This window comes from Bradyrhizobium cosmicum (assembly GCF_007290395.2).
GTDB classification, from domain to species: Bacteria; Pseudomonadota; Alphaproteobacteria; order Rhizobiales; family Xanthobacteraceae; genus Bradyrhizobium; species Bradyrhizobium cosmicum.
Window position 1 is genome coordinate 2,835,629 of record NZ_CP041656.2, and the last position, 18,179, is coordinate 2,853,807.

The window sequence follows — 18,179 nt, forward strand, 5'->3', positions numbered from 1 at the left end:
GCGGCGGCCTTTCGAATTGCTGCAGGACAACATCGAGGCCGCCGGCAAGTTCCTCAGGCGATGGGGCGGTGATGCGGCTTGAACATCCGTCCTTTTTCCACCACCAGCACGATCGCGAGTGCCGCGACGGTCGACAGGAAGAAGCCGACCGCGAACGGCATCAGCGTGCCGTCGAAGCTTTGCCCGATGGCCATGCCGATCGCGATGCCGATCAGGGTGGTGATGGAGCCGTAGAGCGACGAGGCCGTGCCGGCGATGTGGCCCTGCGGCTCCATTGCGAGCGCCGTGAAGTTCGCAACCATCATGCCGAACGCGAACATCATCAGCGCCGACAGCGCCATGAACAGCGCGAGCGGCAGCACATTCAGGCTTTCCGTGATGAGCAGGACGGAAGCCACGACGGCATAGAGCGTCAGCGCGCCGTGTGAGATCACGCGCATGCCGAGCCGTCCGACGAGTCGCGCATTGAGGAAGCCCGCAATGGCGACGCCGGTCGCGATCGCAGCGAAGGCGAGGGGGAAATAATGGCCGAGGTGATAGATCTCGGTGAAGACCTGCTGCGCCGAGAACACGTAGGCGAACAGCGCGCCCATGACGCTGCCTGCGGCCATCGCGTAACCGATGGTCTGGCGGTTGGTCAGGGTTTGCCGAAAGGCGGCGAGCACATCGGCGGGTGCAAGCGACCTGCGTTCGGAATCCGGCAGGGTCTCCGGCAGCCGCAGCACGCTCCAGGCGAGGGCAAGCAGCCCATAGAGCGCCAGCACGATGAAGATGCCCCGCCATTGCGACACCAGCAGCACCGCCTGTCCGAACGACGGCGCGACCACCGGCACCGCGATGAACACCATCATCGCAAGCGACATCACGCTCGCCATCCTGCGGCCGACATAGCAATCGCGCACGATCGAGGTCGCGATCACGCGCGTCGCAGCGGTGCCGAACCCCTGCAGTGCGCGCGCCAGCAAGAGTGTCTCGAACGAGGGCGCGGCGATCGCCAGCAAGCTGGCCACCGCATAGACCGTCATGCCGCCGAGCAGCACCGGGCGTCGTCCAAACCGGTCGGACAGCGGTCCCATGATGAACTGGCCGGCGCCGAAGCCGATCAGGAAGATCGACAGCACGAGCTGGAGATGGTTGGCGTTTGGAATTTTGAAGGTTGCCCCGATATTGGGCAGCGCCGGCAGCATCATGTCCATCGCGAGCGGATTCAGCGCCATGATGGACGCGATCACGACAACGAATTCCGGAAAACCCATAGGACGGTGTCCCGAGGACACCCAATCGTCGGCATTGACGTCGGACAAGCAGCTCACCTCTGAAATTCAGGGGCTTTTCTATCGTCTATGCTGCGTTGCACAACCCATGTTTCGGGATGGCTGTCAGGCGGGTCGGTCGCGGACACGAGTTGGTGAGGTCGCGGCCTGGGCCGGCGATGTGTCGGGGTTAAGCGCGGCTTAAGCGCGACGGGTCTTTTGAGCTGTTTCGACCAGGCCGAGCGCCAATTGCCCTGCGGTCTCGACATAGGCGAGATCGCGGTGGATCAGCATCACGGTGGTGGCGCCGTCGAGCAGGATCACGAGCTGGCGTGCGAGCGCCGCCGCACCGGCAACGCCGTGAGCGCGCAACTCGGTTGCGAGCCACGCCTCAAAACGCTTCTTGTGGGCCGCGCCCGCCTTGACCGCCGGATGCGCCGGCGTGCTTGCGAGTTCGGCGATCGTGCGCAGGAAGCCGCAGCCGCGCCATCGCGGCGTATCCACGGAGCGTCCGAGCTTTGTGAAGAGACCGCGGACCTTGTCGGCCACACCACCGTCCGTCTCCGCGAACCAGCGCCTGTAGAGCTCCAGCGTCGGCTGGTCGCTGGCCGCGATGGTTGCGGCGACGAGCTCGTCCTTGCTGGTGAAGTGATAGTACAGCGTCTTCTTGGTGACGCCCGCCTTCTCGGCGATGGCATCCATGCTCGCCGCCCGGATGCCTTCGCCATAGAACAGGCGCGTCGCCGCAACGACGATCTGATCGCGGGTGGTGTCGCCTTTCCCTGACATCCGCCCAATGTATACCGCCTAGTGAGTATACACAATGCGGCCGCTGTGGCTGACTCCCTGTCCTGTCCGATCTGGAAGGAGTTGCGACTTGTCCGACCTGGTACTCTCCGAGACGCGCGGCGCCGTCGCGCTGTTGACGTTCAACCGCCCGAACAAGCTCAATGCGCTGAGCTACGCCCTCATCGACCGCCTGATGGCGGTGCTCGACCGCATCGAGGACGACGCAAATATCCGGGCGGTCGTGCTGACAGGCGCGGGCGATCGCGCCTTCTCGGCCGGTGCCGACATTGCCGAATTCTCGGACAGCGTGAGGTGCGGGCCGGATGTCGCGGTGAAGCAATTCGTGCGGCGCGGCCAGGGCATGACGGCGCGCCTGGAAGCGTTTCCGAAGCCGATCATCGCCGCGGTCAACGGCATCGCCTTCGGCGGCGGTTGCGAGATCACGGAAGCGGTGCATCTGGCCGTTGCGAGCGAGCGGGCGACTTTTGCCAAGCCCGAGATTGCCATCGGCATCACGCCGACCTTCGGCGGCACGCAGCGCCTGCCGCGGCTCGCGGGCCGCAAGCGGGCGCTGGAGCACCTGCTGACCGGCGATTCCTTTTTACCACAGCGAGCCCTGGAGATGGGACTGGTCAACCGCATCGTGCCTCACGAGCAACTGCTGGACGCAGCCTTCGCGCTGGCGGATCGCATCACGCGGCATTCACACCTGGCGGTGGCCCGAATCATCACCGCCGCCACGCGCGGGCTCAACGTCTCGATTTCGGAAGGTCTCGCGATCGAGAGTGAGCAGTTCGCGCGCATGGCGGCGACACAGGACACGCGCGAGGCGCTCGATAGATGGCTCGCAGCCCGCGCGCAGCGCTAGACGCCGCGGGGCTGTGTCGACGGCTGCGACGACGGCGGCCGGTGCCGCAACCCCCCAGGCGGAGCGCTGGCAACCAGCGATTCACCATAAGCGCGAGGCCAAGGCATCGGGGAGATGAATCCGCAACCCATCCTGTCCATTGTGGCCGAACCTGGCGCCGCATTGGCGCCCGGAGAAACTACGCCAGACAAGGTATCCGATTGTGTCCGATCTCACCGGTGCAGCACGATGGCTGGAGCCCGTGGCCGATATGGCGCCGCGACGGAACATCTGGCTCGCCTGTCTGATCGCACTGACCACGCTGCTGGTGTTCGGCAATCTCGCCAACGATGCCGTGCTCGATGTCAAATATGGCTGGGACGTCCGGGTCAATTGCGCGGCGGTGGATGCGCATGTCGCCGGACTTGATCCCTACGTCGTCAAGAATCTGAAAGGCACCCGGCTTTCCTATCCCTATCTGCCGGTGACGCTGGATGTATTCCGTCCCCTATGTGCGGGCGGCGTTCTGGTCGGTCACTACAAGGGCGCCTTTCTCGCTCTCGCCGTGCTCTGCGGGTTGCTCTTGCCCGGTCTCGGCGGCTCGCGCCCGCGCGCACGCGATGTCGGGCTCAGGGTGTTCTGCGCGCTCGGCGCGTTTGTCGGCTTCGAATGGGTGCAGGCGTCGGGCAATTTCGCGATTCTGAGCGGCGTCCTGACCGCGATCGCGCTGAGGCTCCTGCTGTCTCAACCTCCCTCCCGAACGCCGGAGCACCGCAGTTCTCCGCTGCATCTGGCCGGCGCTGCGCTGCTCGGCCTCGTGATGTCGTTCAAGCTGGTGTTCTTCCCCGTGCTGGCTGCGCTGTATTTCCTGCCGCTGCCGCGCGGCCGCAAGCTGGTGTTGCTTGCGGTGGCGGCGTTCAGCTTCGCATTGCCGATCCTGATATCGTGGCTGGGATACCCCGATCTGTTCGCCAGCTGGCAGCTCGCGATGGCCGGAAAGATCCCCGACCAGCATGTCCTCGATCTCTTCGAGCTCAATCCGTCGCTGCTGCTGCTGGTGCATGACCTCATGACCCAGGCCGGCCTCGGTGACGGCAAGCCGGCCATCCTCGCGATGTATGTGCTCGCGGCACTCGCGCTCGTGCTGGTGCCATTCGCCTTGTCGGTCTTCCGCGCGGTCGCAAGCCGGCCCGCGCGCGAAAGAGAAACGCACCTTGCGCGACTGGATCGCTGGCTGATCGATCATCCGCGCACGGCCATGCGCATCACGGTGCTGGCCATGTTTGCGCTCTACCTCTGCTCGCCGCGTCTCAAGGAATATGCCTTCTTCGAGCTCGCGCTCTATGCCGCGATCCTGCTCGCCGATCTACCGGCGACGGCACTCGCTGCCGTTCTCACCCTCGGCCTGCTCGTTCCCTCGTTGAACTCACTTGTGGGACATTCGCTCGAGGGCAGTTATCTGCTGCTCGTTGTCGCGACGGCATGCTTCTGGATCCTGCTGCTCGATTTTCGGGCGGAGCCGATACGCCTCGATCAGCAGGTTGCGGATGCATGAATGTGGCTCCGTCCGCCGGCACGTGGGCGTGAACGGCGTGGCGCGTGACCCTACCGGGACACGGGCTCTTTGAACTCCTCGCGCGAGGAGGCCTGTTGCCTCGTGTAGAGGCTTACATAAGCGCCGGTGTAGTCCTCTTTCCAGCCCCGCTCGCCAACGAGGAACCGCCTCAGCTCTTCGTGTCCTCTGAGCCAGAGCACGGCGTCGATCTTGTATTTGCTGATCGCCCTGTCCCACGTCGCCGCGTCGATGTCCCACCGCACCAGCTTGCGATAGTCCTGCAGCAGATCATCCGGATAGGCTGTTGCCGCGCGGCCGTCCACGAACACGGGCACTGATCCCCGCGTCCGGAAGATCAGCAGCCCGCCGACGTTCCAGTGGTTCAGGACACGTGCATGCGAGCAATGCACCTTGAGATACTCGGCATCCTCGTCCGAGAGCATGTCGGGCAACGCCAGAGCCGGTCTCACATGCATGAGGGTCAACGGCAGAAGCAGCACGCCGACCACGCCTGCCGCCAGCATCGCGCGCTGGATCTTGAAGCTCGAACGGCGTTTGGGCAAGAGATGGTCGATGTGAAGCGCCATCGGGACGCTCGAGAAGATGAAGAAGAACGCGGCGTACCTGAACTGATAGAGACCGAGAGCGAGAAACAGCCACGCCAGCGTGCGCGCCTCGAGGGGGATCCGCGTCGTGTTGCGGTCCCACAGCTCCAGCACGACGAACGCCAAGGCATAGACGATGCCCGGAAGGCTTCCCGGCATCACCATGTTGTGCAAATAGGGGCGCCATTCGCCGATATCGGCCTGGACGAAATGACCGAGCGTCGCCGTCACGCCGTCATAGACATGCCATCCCAGCGGATTGACGAAGATCGCGAGGACACACCCGGCGCCTGCGAGGCAGTCATTCCGGAAGTTGGCCCAGTCCCGCCGCAGCAGGGCGCCGGCGCAAAAGACACCGATGATGGGAAAGGCCAGCACGAAGCCGCCGTGCAGATTGACCCAGAGCACCATCAGCGGCGGCAACAGGAACCATCCACGCCGGTGCAGGCATTCCCCGTAGAAGACGACTGCGAACAGCATGGTCGCCATGTTCGGCGATGCCGCCAGATACATGTTCGGCGACGCTTCGTAGCAGGGATAGAGCAGGCAGGCGGCGAAGACCGCGATGCAGACCGCAGGCGCCGATGCGTCGCTGCGCAAGCCGCAGGATGCGAGATATCCGGCAATGACCGCGCCGGCGGCGACGACCATCAGTACGATGCCGGCAAAGCCCGTGTGCTGATACAGCAGGCTGGCGATCACGTCCCAGAGCCATGACAGATTGTACCAGCGCTTGTCGCCGAGGGTGAACGCCCAGGGATCCTGGAGCGGGACTTCGCCTCGCTCCCGGATCAGGTTGCCGGCGGCAAGATGCCAGCCGAGGTCATAATGGCCGAGCATCAGCGGCGCGTTCGACAGATAGAAGACGCCGAGGAAAGCGATCAGGAAGACGTAGGTTTCGAGCCCACCCGGGAGACGTCCGATTGCCGCAGGCGCCGCGCCAATCCCGGACCCGGACCACTTCTCGCGCGCGTCCATCGGGGCTCTCACCTTCGCAGCCCGCCGCGCCAGGCCCTGCATCGTTCCGGATCAGCATCGATGGGCAGCAGACATGGCTCGCTTTATCGGGGTAACAATCTAAGGATGTGTAAATGCCTGCCGCGCAACTCGCGTTCCGGACGTGCAGGGCAGTGTTGGCAAATGAATGATCGCGTCGGTGGCGCGGTGTCGCTGGACGAATGGGCTTCCGGCTCGCGCGTCGGCTTACGCCATCAATTCTGTTGGTGCGGGCAGCCGGGGTCGAACCGGCACAGCGCTTGCGCACCGAGGGATTTTAAGTCCCTTGCGTCTACCAATTCCGCCATGCCCGCTTGATCCAACGAGATCAAACACTTAAGTCCAGCTCCGGCCGTTTGGAATTGGCGCGCGTCGCGGGCCGGATGGATGGCTCTTCCTTAAGCGAGGCGACCGCGCAAGGCAAAGCCTCAATCCGGACATCTGGCCCTGCTTTAGGCATTCTCAATTCAAAAGGACTAACTTCCCGGCATGCCTGCTTCGTTTTCCTTCCGCCTGCGCTCACGTTGCGCGGCTGCCGCGCTCCTCGCGGCCGGTTTCGTGCTGTCCGGCTGCGCGGGCATGAGCGAGACGATCGCTCCGGCTTTCGCCGACCCCGCCAAATACGAACTGTACGACTGCAAGCAGCTCGAGGCGGAGCGCAAGTCGCTGGCCATGCGCACGGCGGATTTGCAGAGGCTGATGGACAAGGCTGAGACGGGGACTGGCGGTGCGGTCGTGTCCGAGCTTGCCTACCGCAACGACTACGTTGCGGTGCGCGGGCAGGCGCAGCTCGCCGAAGACGCTTGGCGCCGCAACAGGTGCCGGGAAACCCCGCCTGGTGCGGCATCGGAGACTTCAGGGCCGCAGCGGCCGGACATCAAGCCGGCGCCGCAATCCGGTCGCACCGTTCGCTGAGCCGAATTCCGCCTCAGGGGCGCCAGCCGTAGATCCAATCCTGCCGCGCCAGCATCCGCTCAGGGCCGAGGGCGCGGATCGCAAGATCGCGCGCGATCGCGAGCGGCCCGCCCAAATGATAGATGCGGCCCTGCTGCCGCGCGGTCCGCTGCACGCGCCTCACCCGCGCCTGGCGCGCGCGGCCATATTGCTTCAGCGCGGCCGTGATGCCGGCTGTGCTCCCGGCGGCCTCGGCGCTCAAATGCCGGGCCAGCACGGCGGCATCCTCGATCGCCATGCCGGCGCCCTGGGCGGCGAATGGCAGCATCGCATGCACGGCATCGCCGAGCAGCGCGACCGGGCCGCTGCTCCACGGGCAGCCGTCGGGCACGCCGAACAGCGCCCATTTGCGCCAGGTGTCGACCGCGGCGAGCATCATGCGCGCCGCCGGCGGCCAGCGCGGCGCGGCGAAGGCGTCCATCACCTCGAACGGATCGCCCGGCGTGCTCCAGCCCGGCCTGTTCCAGGTGCCCGGCAGCACCGCGACCACGTTGATCTGGCGTCCGCCCGCGATCGGGTAGGCGACCAGATGGGCGTTCGGCCCCATCCAGAGCTGCACCCGCCGCGCGGTGAAATCCTTCGGCAGTTGCGTCGCGTCCAGCGTGCCGCGCCAGGCGATCAGCCCGGAGAAGCGCGGCTGCACTTCGGGAAACAGATGCTGGCGCACAGTCGACCAGATGCCGTCGGCGCCGATCAACGCGCTCGCAAGATCGCTGCGGCGGATCGTGCCGCTGCGGTGGACGACCGTCAGCCCCCTGGCGTGGGGCGCGACATCCTCGAAGGTCGCACCCAGCTTCAGGTCGATATCGGGATGATCGGACACCGCGCCGGCCAGTGCCGATTGCAGGTCGGCGCGGTGCACCACCCAATAGGGGGCACCCGCGCGCGCTGACGCGGCTTCGCCCAGCGGCATGCGCAGCAATTCGCCGCCGGCCCGCGCGCTCATGATGCAGAGCGCCTCGGGCGTGACGGCGCGCAGCTTGAGCCGCTCGGTCAGGCCGAGCTCGACCAGCACGCGGCTGGCATTGGGAGAGAGTTGCAGGCCGGCGCCGACTTCCTCGAGCCGCTCGGCCTTTTCCAGCACCACGATGCGGAAACCGCGGGCCGCGAGCGCAAGCGCGGCCGTCAGTCCACCGATGCCGGCACCGGCGATGACAATCGTTCGGGAGAGCGTCACCCCTGACCGATGCGGGCGGTCAGGCCACCTTGTCCTTCAGCACGCATTCCGGCGGACGGGCTTCGCCCGGCTTCAGGTCGGCGGCGAAACGGTACAGGGTCGAGCAGTAGGGGCAGATGATCTCGTTGTCGTTGCCAAGGTCCAGGAAGACGTGCGGATGGTCGAACGGAGGGTTGGCGCCGACGCACATGAACTCTTGCGAGCCGATCTCGATGACGGGAACACCGGCATCGTTGTGGAAGTGCGGGACGACATGGTCGGACATCGAAGTTCATCCTGGAGTGGCAATGGCGGCAGACACAATCAACAACTGACGCGGCATCTTTGAGGCGCCGCGGACCATACTGGCGGGTGCAGCTGATTGCTAGTCCAGCGGAACCGAAAGGTTCGCAATCGCCCCATGCTCATTTGCTCATGCAAATTCGACACAATCTTGCGGCCTGAGAGAAGCCCTTCTTTCGTCGGGGACGTTGTGTCGCAATTTTGGCATACTATGTCTGTGGACAAGCGGAATTGCGACGAAAGACCAACCACAGGCAAGCATCCGGGCTCTCTGCATGAAGTGGCTGCGAATCAGCACAGCGTTGACCGGGATTGCGGCCTGCGGCTTTCTGCTCGCGCAGGTGGCGCCGCATGCCCGCGAGGCCGGCGCGATTTTCGCTGCCCAGGACGATCCGGCCGCGTTGTCCGAGCTCAAGCTCGACGCGCTGCTGCGGCAGGGCGACCGCCTGGTGCAGGACAATATCGAGGCTGCGCTCGCCGCTGGTGATGCCGACCTCGCCGACAGCTTCGTGGCGCTGGCGCGTGACCGCAACATCGCGCTTTCAGACGATCTGCTGAGCCGGGTGAGCGATGCGGTCAAGGCCGAGAATTCCACCTCGCATTTTGCCAAACGGTTTGCCACCGGCCTCGTCACCGGAAATGCCGACGATGTCGCGAGCCTGTCCGGGACGGTGGCCGGCGATCTCTTCGTGATCGGCGATGTCAGGGATGTCGTGCGCGAGGGCAAGCATCTCGCGATGGGCGAGGACGCCGACCACCTCGTGCTCGGCCTTGCGACCGCGGGCCTTGCGGTGACGGCCGTGACCTACATGTCGGTCGGTGGCGCGGCTCCGGTGCGCGCCGGCCTGACGCTCGTGAAGGATGCGCGGAAAGTCGGGCGGCTCGGTGAAGGGCTTGCCGTATGGGCGGGCCGGTCCGCGCGCGACGTCGTCGATGGCCCGATGCTGCAGAGCGCGGTCGCCAGGGGTTCGGTGTTCCGTCCGGGCGAGACCGTCAGTGCGATCAAGGCCGCGTTCCGCGTCGAGAAGGCCGGCGCCCTGGTCCGGCTCGGCAAGGACGTCACACGCGTTGCCGAGAAGACCGGCACGCGCGGCGCCATGGACAGCCTGCGCATCGCCGAAGGCCCGAAGGATGTCGCGCGCGCGGCACGGCTTGCGGAAGCGCAGGGCGGCAAGACCCGCGCGATCATGAAGCTGCTTGGCCGCGGCGCGCTGCTGCTCGTCGGCGGCGCGTTCGACCTTGCGCTTTGGCTGTTCGGCGCGGCCCTGACGCTGTTTGGCCTGGTGTCGTCGATCAAGGCGGCCACCGAGCGCCTCACCCAGGCCTGGTGCGATCGCAGACGAGCGCGGCGGCTGCGCCGGGCGCAGGTCGCCGCTGAAGCCGCTCTGGCGAACGCGGCGCTGACCGCTTAAGATCAATCTCTCCCCTCGATACCGGAACTGATGATGCCGAGCTTTCACAACGGCGCCGTTGAAATTGCCTATCTCGACGAAGGCGAGGGCGATCCGATCGTCCTGGTGCACGGCTTCGCCTCCAGCAAGAACGTGAACTGGGTCTATCCGACCTGGGTCTCCGAGCTGCGCAAGAACGGCCGCCGCGTCATCGCGCTGGACAATCGCGGCCACGGCGAGAGCGCAAAGCTCTACGAGCCCGCGCAATATTCGATTCCCACCATGGCTGGCGACGTGCTCGCGCTGATGGATCATCTCGCCATCCCGCAGGCCGACATCATGGGCTATTCGATGGGCGGGCGGATGACGGCCTGGCTCGGCCTAAACGAGCCGCAGCGCCTGCGCTCGGCGATCCTCGGCGGCATCGGCATCGGTGGCTTGATCGAGGGCACCGGGCCCGGCGAGAATGTCGCGGAGGCGCTGGAAGCGCCCTCGCTCGACGACGTCACCGATCCCGTCGGCCGCACCTTTCGCGCCTTTGCCGACCAGACCCGCTCGGACCGTGTGGCGCTGGCCGCGTGCCTGCGCGGCACGCGCGACCTCATGACGAAAGAGGAGGCCGCACGCATCGACGTGCCCGTGCTGATCGCGGTCGGCAGCACCGATGACGTCGCGGGCTCCGCCAGCGCGTTAGGTGCGATCATCCCGGGATCGGAAGTGCTAGACATTCCGGGGCGCGATCACATGCGCGCGGTCGGCGACAAGGTCTATAAGGTTGGCGTGCTGGACTTCCTCTCACGCCGAGGGTGAGCTGCCGGCGTCCTCGCCAATCCGCCGCGCCAGCGCCATCAGCACCACGAAGGTCGCCACCCACACCATCCGTGCGCCGTAGCGGTCGTGCGGGCCCGAGATCACGGCGCAGATGAACGCGTTGCCGAGCAGCGCCAGCGTGACGGTCGCGGCCAGCAGCGTCAGATCGTCGAGCCGTCGGTACGCGAGTGAATGCGCGAGCAGGGCCAGCAGTCCCAGCATCGAGATCAGCGCGACGGGAACGTGCAGCCGGTTGATGGCGTCGAAGCTGAGCTCCCAGTGCTGCTGGCGCGCCGCGCGCATCGGTGCGGTCTGCGAAGGGATGTAACGCTCGATGATGCCGTAGGTGTGCGGAATCCACACGGTGGTGCCTTCGCCGGTTGCGACGTGCAGCAATTGCTGGCCCATCGCGCGCAAGGCTGCGCCGGCCTGCCACGCCGGATAGTCCTTGAGCGATTCAACGACGATGGTGCCCATCTCGTCGTTCAGCCCATCGAACCGGCCGAGCGTGTTGAACACGCTCTTGCCCCAGAGGAATTCGTCCGCAGTCGCCGGCAATTCGTTGCGATACGGGCAGAGCTTGAATGTTTCGCGCGGGCAGTGATCGCCAAGAAAGCGCGCGACGATGCCGTCCTGCATCATGCGGCCGAACGCGACGCCGGTGCCGCCGGGTGTCCAGGCCCATTTGCCCGACAGCGCGTGGTTCGCCGACACCAGCATCAGGCCGCCAGCGACGATCGTCAGGCTCGCCTGCGCCAGTCCAGCAATCGGGAGACGACGCCCCAGCAACGGCCGCGCCATCCAGCCGGCAACGCAGAGTCCGAACAGCACGCCGAGCGTGGCGCTATGCGTTGCGGCGGCAAAAGCGGTGAAGACGAACAGCGCAATTTTTTCGAGCCCCGAGGTCCGGCTTGCGCCGACGACCAGCAGGAATAGCGACAGAATCGAGAGCCCGGCAAAAATGTCGGTGAGCAGCATGCTGGCAAGCCAGGGCAGCGCGGTCGACAGGATGAGCAGCAGGCTGATCGCGACGAAGCGAAAGGTCTGCATCAAGCCGAGCACGCGCAAGGTGAGCTGCAACAGCCACAGCGTCGCTAGCGACTGGATGGCGATGTTGATCCAGAAGCCGAAACTCTCGCCATAATGCAGATAGATGCCGAACACGGTGGAACGGCTGGGGACGAGATAACCCTCGTACCAGCGCGCCAGATAGCCGCCGGTATCCCATTGCAACAGGGGATAGCCGTTCCACAACGCCGGCGCGATCATGAGGAGGGGCAGGGCAACCGCCGCCACCCGCAGCCAGAGCGAATCCGTGGCGTGGCTGCGCCGATGATCGGTGGTCGTTGTGGTCAAATCCGCTCCGTCGTCTTCCGGACCATGTCTGCAATAGAGCGTTTTCGAGCGAAGTGGAAACCGGTTCGCGTGAAGAAAACGCGTCAAGAAAAGAAACCTGGAGCCAAGGGCTCCAGCCTTTGGCATGGAATTCACCAATAGTTTGAGGCCGCACGGCTTGAATTTGCCAAAACCCTGACCATTTTGAGCCAACCTTGCCGCTTGGGGGCTTCAGAAGAAACTATTGTTTTCAAGGCGTTGGCATGCTTTCGCGGGGCAAGGCACTGTTCACTCTCAGGCAAGCCCGTCAGGACTTTGTCGCCTAGACTGTGCTATAGAGCCCGCAAAACGAGCCCATTCGAAAAAGCAGATCCCAGAGAGAAAACCCATGGCAGTGCATCAGGTCAATCCGGGAGGAAAGCTCGCGTCCCTCGATCCGATCTGGGATCGGATCCGCGGCGAGGCGGAAGACATCGTCCACCGCGAGCCCGAGCTTGCGACCTTCATCTATTCGACGGTGCTGCATCACGGCCGCCTGGAAGATTCGGTGATCCATCGTGTCGCCGACCGGCTCGATCACTCAGCGTTGTCGGGCGATCTGGTGCGCCAGACCTATGACGAGGCGCTGCGCGACGATCCCGATCTCGGCAATGCCTTCCGCGCCGATCTCGTCGCCGTCTACGATCGCGATCCCGCGACCTCGCGCTTCATCGATCCCTTGCTCTACTTCAAGGGCTTCCACGCGATCCAGACCCATCGCCTCGCGCACTGGCTCTGGCTGAAGGGCCGCAAGGATTTCGCGTATTATCTCCAGAGCCGCGCATCCGCGGTGTTCCAGACCGACATCAATCCCGCCGCGCGCATCGGCCGCGGCATCTTCCTCGACCACGCCACCGGATTCGTCTGCGGCGAGACGGCGGTGATCGAGGACGACGTCTCGATCCTGCACGGCGTCACGCTCGGCGGCACCGGCAAGGAGAACGAGGACCGTCATCCGAAGATTCGCCACGGCGTCCTGATCGGCGCCGGCGCGAAGATCCTCGGCAACATCGAGATCGGCCATTGCGCGCGCATCGCCGCGGGCTCTGTCGTGGTCAAGCCGGTGCCGCACAACGTCACCGTTGCCGGCGTGCCCGCCAAGATCGTCGGCGAAGCCGGCTGCGCCGAGCCGTCGCGCACCATGGATCAGATGATCAACGCCACGGGACTCTAGGGTGGGGCTTTGATCTCATGAGTTGAGGGTCGGATTCTCCGGCTCTTTTCGTCCCCAAATTGTTTGGCAATTCATGCTGGCGGTTCGTCGCGTCTCGTCCTAAAACGCGGCCAGCCAATTTCGATCGGAGACTTGCCGTGGACGTCAAAGAAGTCAGAAAGTTAGATGCGTATCTGAAGCGCGTATTCGGCAATCCCAAGATCCGCGTCGTGCCGCGGCCGAAGAAGGATGATTCCGCCGAGGTCTATATCGGCGAGGAATTCATCGGCGTGCTCTTCGTCGACGACGAGGACGATGATCGCTCGTTCCAGTTCCAGATGGCGATCCTCGAAGACGATCTCGTCGATCAGGAATAGTTGTTGCCCGTCACCTCTCCCCGCTTGCGGGGAGAGGTCGAAATGCGCGCGTAGCGCGGATTTCGGGTGAGGGAGGCTCTCCGCGAGTCCGACTATCGCGGTCCCCGGCACCTCTCGTGTCCTGGACGCGCTGCGTCCGGGAGCGCGCATCGAAGATCGAGGCGCGCTCTTTTCACATCGTCATTGCGAGCGCAGCGAAGCAATCCAGGAATCTTTCCGCTGAGGGATTCTGGATTGCTTCGCTGCGCTCGCAATGGCGAGGGGCCTCCATGAGATCCCGCAAAGGAACGGCCGGGTGGTCAGCATGGAAGATGGCTGAGCGCATCGTTCAAACCGACTGCGCAAGGGTGACATCATGCACCTGTTTTGCCCGACGGGTCAAGCTCAAATTCGAAAAAGACGAAACGCGCAAAATACGAAGCCATGACAGAGGCCTGGCTACTGTGCATGGGGTTGTTTCGATCGCTTCTTCGGGAGACGCCGAGCGTCACCCCTTCGGCCCGCGCAACTGCGCTGTCAGCCTGTCCATCGCGTTCGCCACATCCTGCCATTGCGACAGCCAGCTTCGCGGAAAGCGGAAGGTGAGGTCGGCGCCGCCGACGCGTCGATCGGAGAGGCACATGCCCGGAGTGGCCGCATCGCGCGTGCAGCGCGCGGTGAGGGCAGGGTTTGCCGCGGAATAGAAATCCTCGCTGCCATAGGGCGTGTCGCTGCGGAACATCCGCATCGTCAGCCCGTCGGCGGGCATCGTTGCGGCCTGGTCGAAATAGCGTGGATAGATCGTGGCCGTGCGCTGCTCCGGCGCCAGCGCATCGTGATGCGCCGCGATCGACAGGAAGATGCGGTCGATCGGCTGCATCGTCGCGTCGACGCTGTCGGCGGTGACATGCTTCGGTGCGCCCGGCGGCTCCAACGAGGGATACAGGAAATCGAGGTCGATGCGCTCCTGCGGTCCGGAATGCCGCTGGATCTTCATCCGGATCGCGGCCGCCGGCAGGTTGAACAGCGTGCCGCCGACGCTGACCGGCAGCTTGTCCGGCGCGTTCGCGCCGCCCGCACCCCAGGTCGGCCACAGCAGGTAGGCGACGAGCGCGACCGCGCACACCGCGGCAGCGCCGCCGAGCACGATCGGGACGACGTGCGCCCGGGGGCGCGTCCTGGAGGACCGGGGAGAGGTTGCCGAAAACACCGTCATGAATTGCGCGAGCAGCCGGAGGTCGGCCGGTGGCCGACGAATCAGCGGCGAATATGCCACGCGGTGGCGATTTCGCGGAGCATTCCCGGCTCTCCGGCGCGCGGGAGGGTCCTGCGCTGACCGGGCGGCGGCGTTAACCTTCCCTTAAGGATAATGTAGCGTTAACCGGCACTATTTGTCACAGGAAGGCTCCGGCGTTGCGTAAGGGCGGACCGTTCCGATGACACCCGAAGCTTTCAATACCCTCTTCTCGATCTGCATCGGTTTCGCGCTCGCGGGCGCGCTCGTGAACGGATACCAGGCGCTCGCACAGCGGCCCGCCGGGTTCGCCCTGTTGCAGGACGGCGTGGCGCCGAAGACCTTTGCCGCGGTTCCATTCCTGGTGTTCGCGGCGCCCTTCATCATCATGCGCAACACGCTGCGGGGCATGCGGGTGGAAAGCCGCCGCGTGGAATTCGTGATGATGGCGACCGTCATCGCCGGCTTCTGGAGCATGATGAGCGGGACCTTCTTCCTGATGACGCTGCGCGCGACCGGCGTGCTGGGCTGACGCGCGCATCCGGGCCGGGCCCTTTGCTTCAGGGCCACCGTTTCGCTATGGCTGGGGTCAAAATGACAGGAGACCTCCATGGCGATCTATGAGCTCGACGGGCAGGCGCCCGATCTTCCCGCCGACGGAAATTACTTCATCGCGGAGACCGCCACCGTGATCGGCCGCGTGCGCCTGAAACCGGGCGCGAGCGTCTGGTTCGGCGCGGTGCTGCGCGGCGACAATGAGTGGATCGAGATCGGCGAGGGCGCCAACGTGCAGGACGGCTCGACCTGCCACACCGACCTCGGCTTTCCCATGGTGATCGGCAGGAACTGCACCGTCGGCCACAACGTCATCCTGCACGGTTGCACCATCGAGGAGGGCGCACTGATCGGCATGGGCTCGATCGTGATGAACGGCGCGAAAATCGGCCGCAACAGCATCGTCGGCGCCGGCTCCGTCATCACCGAGGGCAAGGAGTTTCCCGAGCGCTCCCTGATCATCGGCTCGCCCGCGCGCGTGATCCGCACGCTCGACGACGCACAGGTGCAGAAGATGGGAAGCGCGGCGAGGTTCTACGTCGCCAACGGTCCACGCTTCAAGAAGGGCCTGAAGCGGATCGGCTGAGACGACCACGCCGCACCCGAGCCGGCGTCGTTGCGGTTCCGCACCGTAAGAATACCGATCACAACTTTAAGTTCCTGCTAGCGCAAGCCTGCCTATGGTCGGTGTTTTCAACCAGGGGGAGCGGTGCGATGAACGCTGCGGCGCCGGGATCCAGGCTCGAGGCCACATCCCGACTAGTGAAGAAGTTCGCTCGTTTCGCGCGCGGCACCGACACGCTGAGCGTTGCGGAGAAGGTCTACAGTATCGCCGGCTTTCTCGCGATCGTGACCACCTTCCTAATCGTGATGTCGATCCAGACGGTGCGGTTGCAGACGACGTATCGCCACATGTACGCGTCGTCCGCCGAGGCCGCGATCAATGTCGGTCGCATCAACGCGCTGATCTACGCCGTCGTGATGGAATCGCGCGGCATCTACATGTCCGCCGATCGGGGCGCGATGAAGCCGTTCGCCGACGGCCTGGAGCGTCGTAACCGCGAGCTCGCCGAGGCCGTCAAGGGCCTCGAGCGGACTGTCGACTATGACGATGCCGAGCAAGTCTCGAGCTTCCGGCAGCGCATCGCTCAGTTCATCGATTTTCGCCAGGAGCTGGTGCGACGCGGGCTGGAGATCAGCCCGGCGGCAGCGCGCGAGTGGGGCGACAATGACGCCAACCGGACGCTGCGGGCCAAGCTCAACGGCGATCTCGAGTCGCTCGTATGGATCTACGGGCAGCGTGCCCGCGAAGCGGACGACCTCGCCGACTCGAACCGCTATGCCGCCGCCTATCTGTTCGTCCTCGGGCTCGCGTCCCTCGTTCTCGCGGGTCTGAACGTCGTCGTCATGCGGCGTTCGGTGGTCGGGGCGCTCGCCGAGATCACGCTTGCGACCGACCGGATCGCGGACGGCGACGTCAGGAGCAAGGTGCCGCATCTGGGCCGCAACGACGAGATCGGGCGCCTTGCGCGCGCGGTCCAGCATTTTCGCGATGCGGTGGCGCGCATCTTCGAGCTCGAGGAGCTCGAACTCGGCACCGCGCAGGCGCGCGATGCGGCGATGACCGAGCGCGACAAGTTCAACGACAAGTACCAGGCCAAGAAGTGGCAGCTCTCCGCCGCGATCAACAGCATGCCGCAGGGCCTGATCATGCTCGATGGCAAGGCCAACGTGGTCGCGATGAACGGCAACTACCGGCAGATCTACAATCTGCCCGAGACGATCCAGTCGGGATCGACGCTCGGCGAGATCCTGCAGCACCGCGTCAAGAGCGGTTTGTTCAGCGGCGACATCGCGGCATATCTCGCCGCCGTGCTCGCCCGGATCGCCAAGCGCGAGCCCGCCGCCTATGAGATCACCTTGAACGACGGCCGCACCATCAGGATCCACGAGCGTCCGATGGACGGCGGCGGCTGGGTGTCGGTCCAGGAGGACGTCACCGAACAGCGCCAGCGTCAGCGCATTCTCGAGCGGATGGAGCGTTTCCTCGCCACGATCATCGAGAACGTCACCGAGGGCATCATCGCCAAGGATGCGCGCAACCAGCGCTACGTCTTCGTCAACAGGGCGGCCGAGCAGATGATCGGCATGTCGCGTGGCGAGATCATCGGCAAGACGGCGCGGGAATTGTTCTCCCCGGATGCGGCGGAATTGATCGAGCGGCGCGACCAGCAGCTCCTCGCGCAGAAGCAGCAACTCGAGCCGATCCTCGATACGATCGACAATCCGACTCGCGGTCGCCGCGTCATCTCCGCCCGCCGGATCCAGGTCGGCGGTGCCGGCGAAGAGTCCCACATGTTCGTGACCATGATCGAGGACCGGACCGGAAAAATCGAGGCGGTCGCAGCCTAGCCTCCGCGCGATGCGTCAGCTGCCCTCGGATTCCTGCGCTTCAATTGCGCCCGCGACCTTTTCGTGGCCTGCGGACCACAGTGCATGCTCGTCGCTGCCGCTTGAATAGGGATTGGCCTCGGCCGGAATGTTTTCGCGCGCGGCGCGTTCGCCCTCCGCAAAAGGATCGTGGTCGGTCATCGTGATCTGGCCTTTCTGGTTTTGGGACGCGCGGTCGTCTTGGCCGCTTCGCCGTCAAGCCTGGCGCTCTTGCGCAGGGCGTCCTTGAGATCGACGGGGATGCCGTGCTTCTTCAAGAGGTCGGCGAAGGCTTCGTCCGCGAGCTCCTGCAGCGTCCCCATCCTGTCGCGTCCCAATTGCTTCAGCTTGTCGAACGTGTCCTCGTCGAACGCGATCAGTTTACGCATGATCGTGCCAGCCTCCCTTTTCTCAAGCT

At 65.0% G+C, this 18,179-nt stretch carries 19 protein-coding genes and 1 tRNA gene; 10 read left to right on the forward strand and 10 right to left on the reverse strand.

The window, feature by feature from the left end; translation table 11 throughout:
* Positions 1-53 precede the first annotated feature (53 nt).
* Together FNV92_RS13380 and FNV92_RS13385 are read right to left on the reverse strand one after the other, a co-directional pair.
* Entirely contained in the window at positions 54-1,304 is a 1,251-nt protein-coding gene (locus FNV92_RS13380; RefSeq protein WP_143840615.1) for a multidrug effflux MFS transporter, read from the reverse strand.
* Positions 1,305-1,454: 150 nt separating this feature from the next.
* Positions 1,455-2,042 (reverse strand): TetR/AcrR family transcriptional regulator, encoded by a 588-nt coding sequence (locus FNV92_RS13385; protein ID WP_143840614.1) that lies wholly within the window; start codon positions 2,040-2,042, stop codon positions 1,455-1,457.
* A gap of 88 nt (positions 2,043-2,130) precedes the next feature.
* On the opposite strand from FNV92_RS13385, the gene FNV92_RS13390 reads away from it, so the two are divergent.
* Both FNV92_RS13390 and FNV92_RS13395 read left to right on the forward strand, forming a co-directional pair.
* On the forward strand, positions 2,131-2,910 hold the full coding sequence (locus FNV92_RS13390; protein ID WP_015685194.1) for a crotonase/enoyl-CoA hydratase family protein: 780 nt from the start codon (positions 2,131-2,133) through the stop codon (positions 2,908-2,910).
* Between the two features lie 202 nt (positions 2,911-3,112).
* The gene (locus FNV92_RS13395) at positions 3,113-4,444 is read left to right on the forward strand and encodes a hypothetical protein (protein ID WP_244623707.1); all 1,332 of its coding nucleotides are present in this window, start codon (positions 3,113-3,115) and stop codon (positions 4,442-4,444) included.
* Positions 4,445-4,494: 50 nt separating this feature from the next.
* On the opposite strand, the gene FNV92_RS13400 is transcribed toward FNV92_RS13395, so the two are convergent.
* Complete coding sequence (locus FNV92_RS13400) at positions 4,495-6,027, reverse strand: hypothetical protein (RefSeq protein ID WP_143840613.1); 1,533 nt, start codon at positions 6,025-6,027, stop codon at positions 4,495-4,497.
* 243 nt (positions 6,028-6,270) lie between these two features.
* Positions 6,271-6,359 (reverse strand) — tRNA-Leu (locus FNV92_RS13405).
* Between the two features lie 175 nt (positions 6,360-6,534).
* On the opposite strand from FNV92_RS13405, the gene FNV92_RS13410 reads away from it, so the two are divergent.
* The gene (locus FNV92_RS13410; protein WP_143840612.1) at positions 6,535-6,960 is read left to right on the forward strand and encodes a twin-arginine translocation pathway signal; all 426 of its coding nucleotides are present in this window, start codon (positions 6,535-6,537) and stop codon (positions 6,958-6,960) included.
* Positions 6,961-6,973: 13 nt separating this feature from the next.
* Here FNV92_RS13410 and FNV92_RS13415 read toward each other — a convergent pair whose 3' ends face one another.
* Positions 6,974-8,176, reverse strand: coding sequence for an FAD-dependent monooxygenase (locus tag FNV92_RS13415; RefSeq protein ID WP_143840611.1), 1,203 nt, complete (start codon positions 8,174-8,176; stop codon positions 6,974-6,976).
* Positions 8,177-8,195: 19 nt separating this feature from the next.
* Complete coding sequence (locus FNV92_RS13420) at positions 8,196-8,441, reverse strand: zinc-finger domain-containing protein (RefSeq protein ID WP_008562814.1); 246 nt, start codon at positions 8,439-8,441, stop codon at positions 8,196-8,198.
* Positions 8,442-8,733: 292 nt separating this feature from the next.
* Here FNV92_RS13420 and FNV92_RS13425 point away from each other — a divergent pair, with 292 nt between their 5' ends.
* Positions 8,734-9,870 carry a hypothetical protein gene (locus tag FNV92_RS13425; RefSeq protein ID WP_143840610.1) on the forward strand — a complete coding sequence of 379 codons (1,137 nt, stop codon included), beginning with the start codon at positions 8,734-8,736 and terminating at the stop codon, positions 9,868-9,870.
* Between the two features lie 33 nt (positions 9,871-9,903).
* The gene (locus FNV92_RS13430) at positions 9,904-10,659 is read left to right on the forward strand and encodes an alpha/beta fold hydrolase (RefSeq protein WP_143840609.1); all 756 of its coding nucleotides are present in this window, start codon (positions 9,904-9,906) and stop codon (positions 10,657-10,659) included.
* Here the strand turns inward: FNV92_RS13430 and FNV92_RS13435 are convergent.
* Positions 10,645-12,015, reverse strand: coding sequence for a hypothetical protein (locus FNV92_RS13435; protein WP_168213231.1), 1,371 nt, complete (start codon positions 12,013-12,015; stop codon positions 10,645-10,647). The two genes, FNV92_RS13430 and FNV92_RS13435, sit on opposite strands and share 15 nt — an antisense overlap.
* Before the next feature lie 367 nt (positions 12,016-12,382).
* On the opposite strand from FNV92_RS13435, the gene cysE reads away from it, so the two are divergent.
* Both cysE and FNV92_RS13445 read left to right on the forward strand, forming a co-directional pair.
* Positions 12,383-13,207, forward strand: coding sequence for a serine O-acetyltransferase (cysE, locus tag FNV92_RS13440; protein ID WP_015685202.1), 825 nt, complete (start codon positions 12,383-12,385; stop codon positions 13,205-13,207).
* A 137-nt stretch (positions 13,208-13,344) separates the two neighbouring features.
* Positions 13,345-13,563: a DUF3126 family protein gene (locus FNV92_RS13445; protein WP_007602550.1), complete on the forward strand. Its 219-nt coding sequence runs from the start codon at positions 13,345-13,347 to the stop codon at positions 13,561-13,563.
* Positions 13,564-14,050: 487 nt separating this feature from the next.
* Here FNV92_RS13445 and FNV92_RS13450 read toward each other — a convergent pair whose 3' ends face one another.
* Positions 14,051-14,758, reverse strand: a complete 708-nt coding sequence (locus FNV92_RS13450) for a hypothetical protein (protein ID WP_041748811.1) — start codon at positions 14,756-14,758, stop codon at positions 14,051-14,053.
* A 220-nt stretch (positions 14,759-14,978) separates the two neighbouring features.
* Between FNV92_RS13450 and FNV92_RS13455 the strand changes: the two genes are divergently transcribed.
* The 3 genes from FNV92_RS13455 to FNV92_RS13465 all read left to right on the forward strand — a co-directional run bounded on the left by FNV92_RS13455 (position 14,979) and on the right by FNV92_RS13465 (position 17,743).
* Positions 14,979-15,308, forward strand: a complete 330-nt coding sequence (locus FNV92_RS13455) for a DUF6949 family protein (protein WP_015685204.1) — start codon at positions 14,979-14,981, stop codon at positions 15,306-15,308.
* A gap of 78 nt (positions 15,309-15,386) precedes the next feature.
* The gene (locus FNV92_RS13460; protein WP_027560089.1) at positions 15,387-15,917 is read left to right on the forward strand and encodes a gamma carbonic anhydrase family protein; all 531 of its coding nucleotides are present in this window, start codon (positions 15,387-15,389) and stop codon (positions 15,915-15,917) included.
* 128 nt (positions 15,918-16,045) lie between these two features.
* Entirely contained in the window at positions 16,046-17,743 is a 1,698-nt protein-coding gene (locus FNV92_RS13465) for a PAS-domain containing protein (protein WP_143840608.1), read from the forward strand.
* Between the two features lie 15 nt (positions 17,744-17,758).
* On the opposite strand, the gene FNV92_RS13470 is transcribed toward FNV92_RS13465, so the two are convergent.
* On the reverse strand, positions 17,759-17,923 hold the full coding sequence (locus FNV92_RS13470; RefSeq protein ID WP_168213230.1) for a hypothetical protein: 165 nt from the start codon (positions 17,921-17,923) through the stop codon (positions 17,759-17,761).
* Positions 17,920-18,150, reverse strand: a complete 231-nt coding sequence (locus tag FNV92_RS13475; RefSeq protein WP_015685208.1) for a hypothetical protein — start codon at positions 18,148-18,150, stop codon at positions 17,920-17,922. The genes FNV92_RS13470 and FNV92_RS13475 overlap by 4 nt, the downstream gene beginning before the upstream one ends.
* Positions 18,151-18,179: the final 29 nt, after the last annotated feature.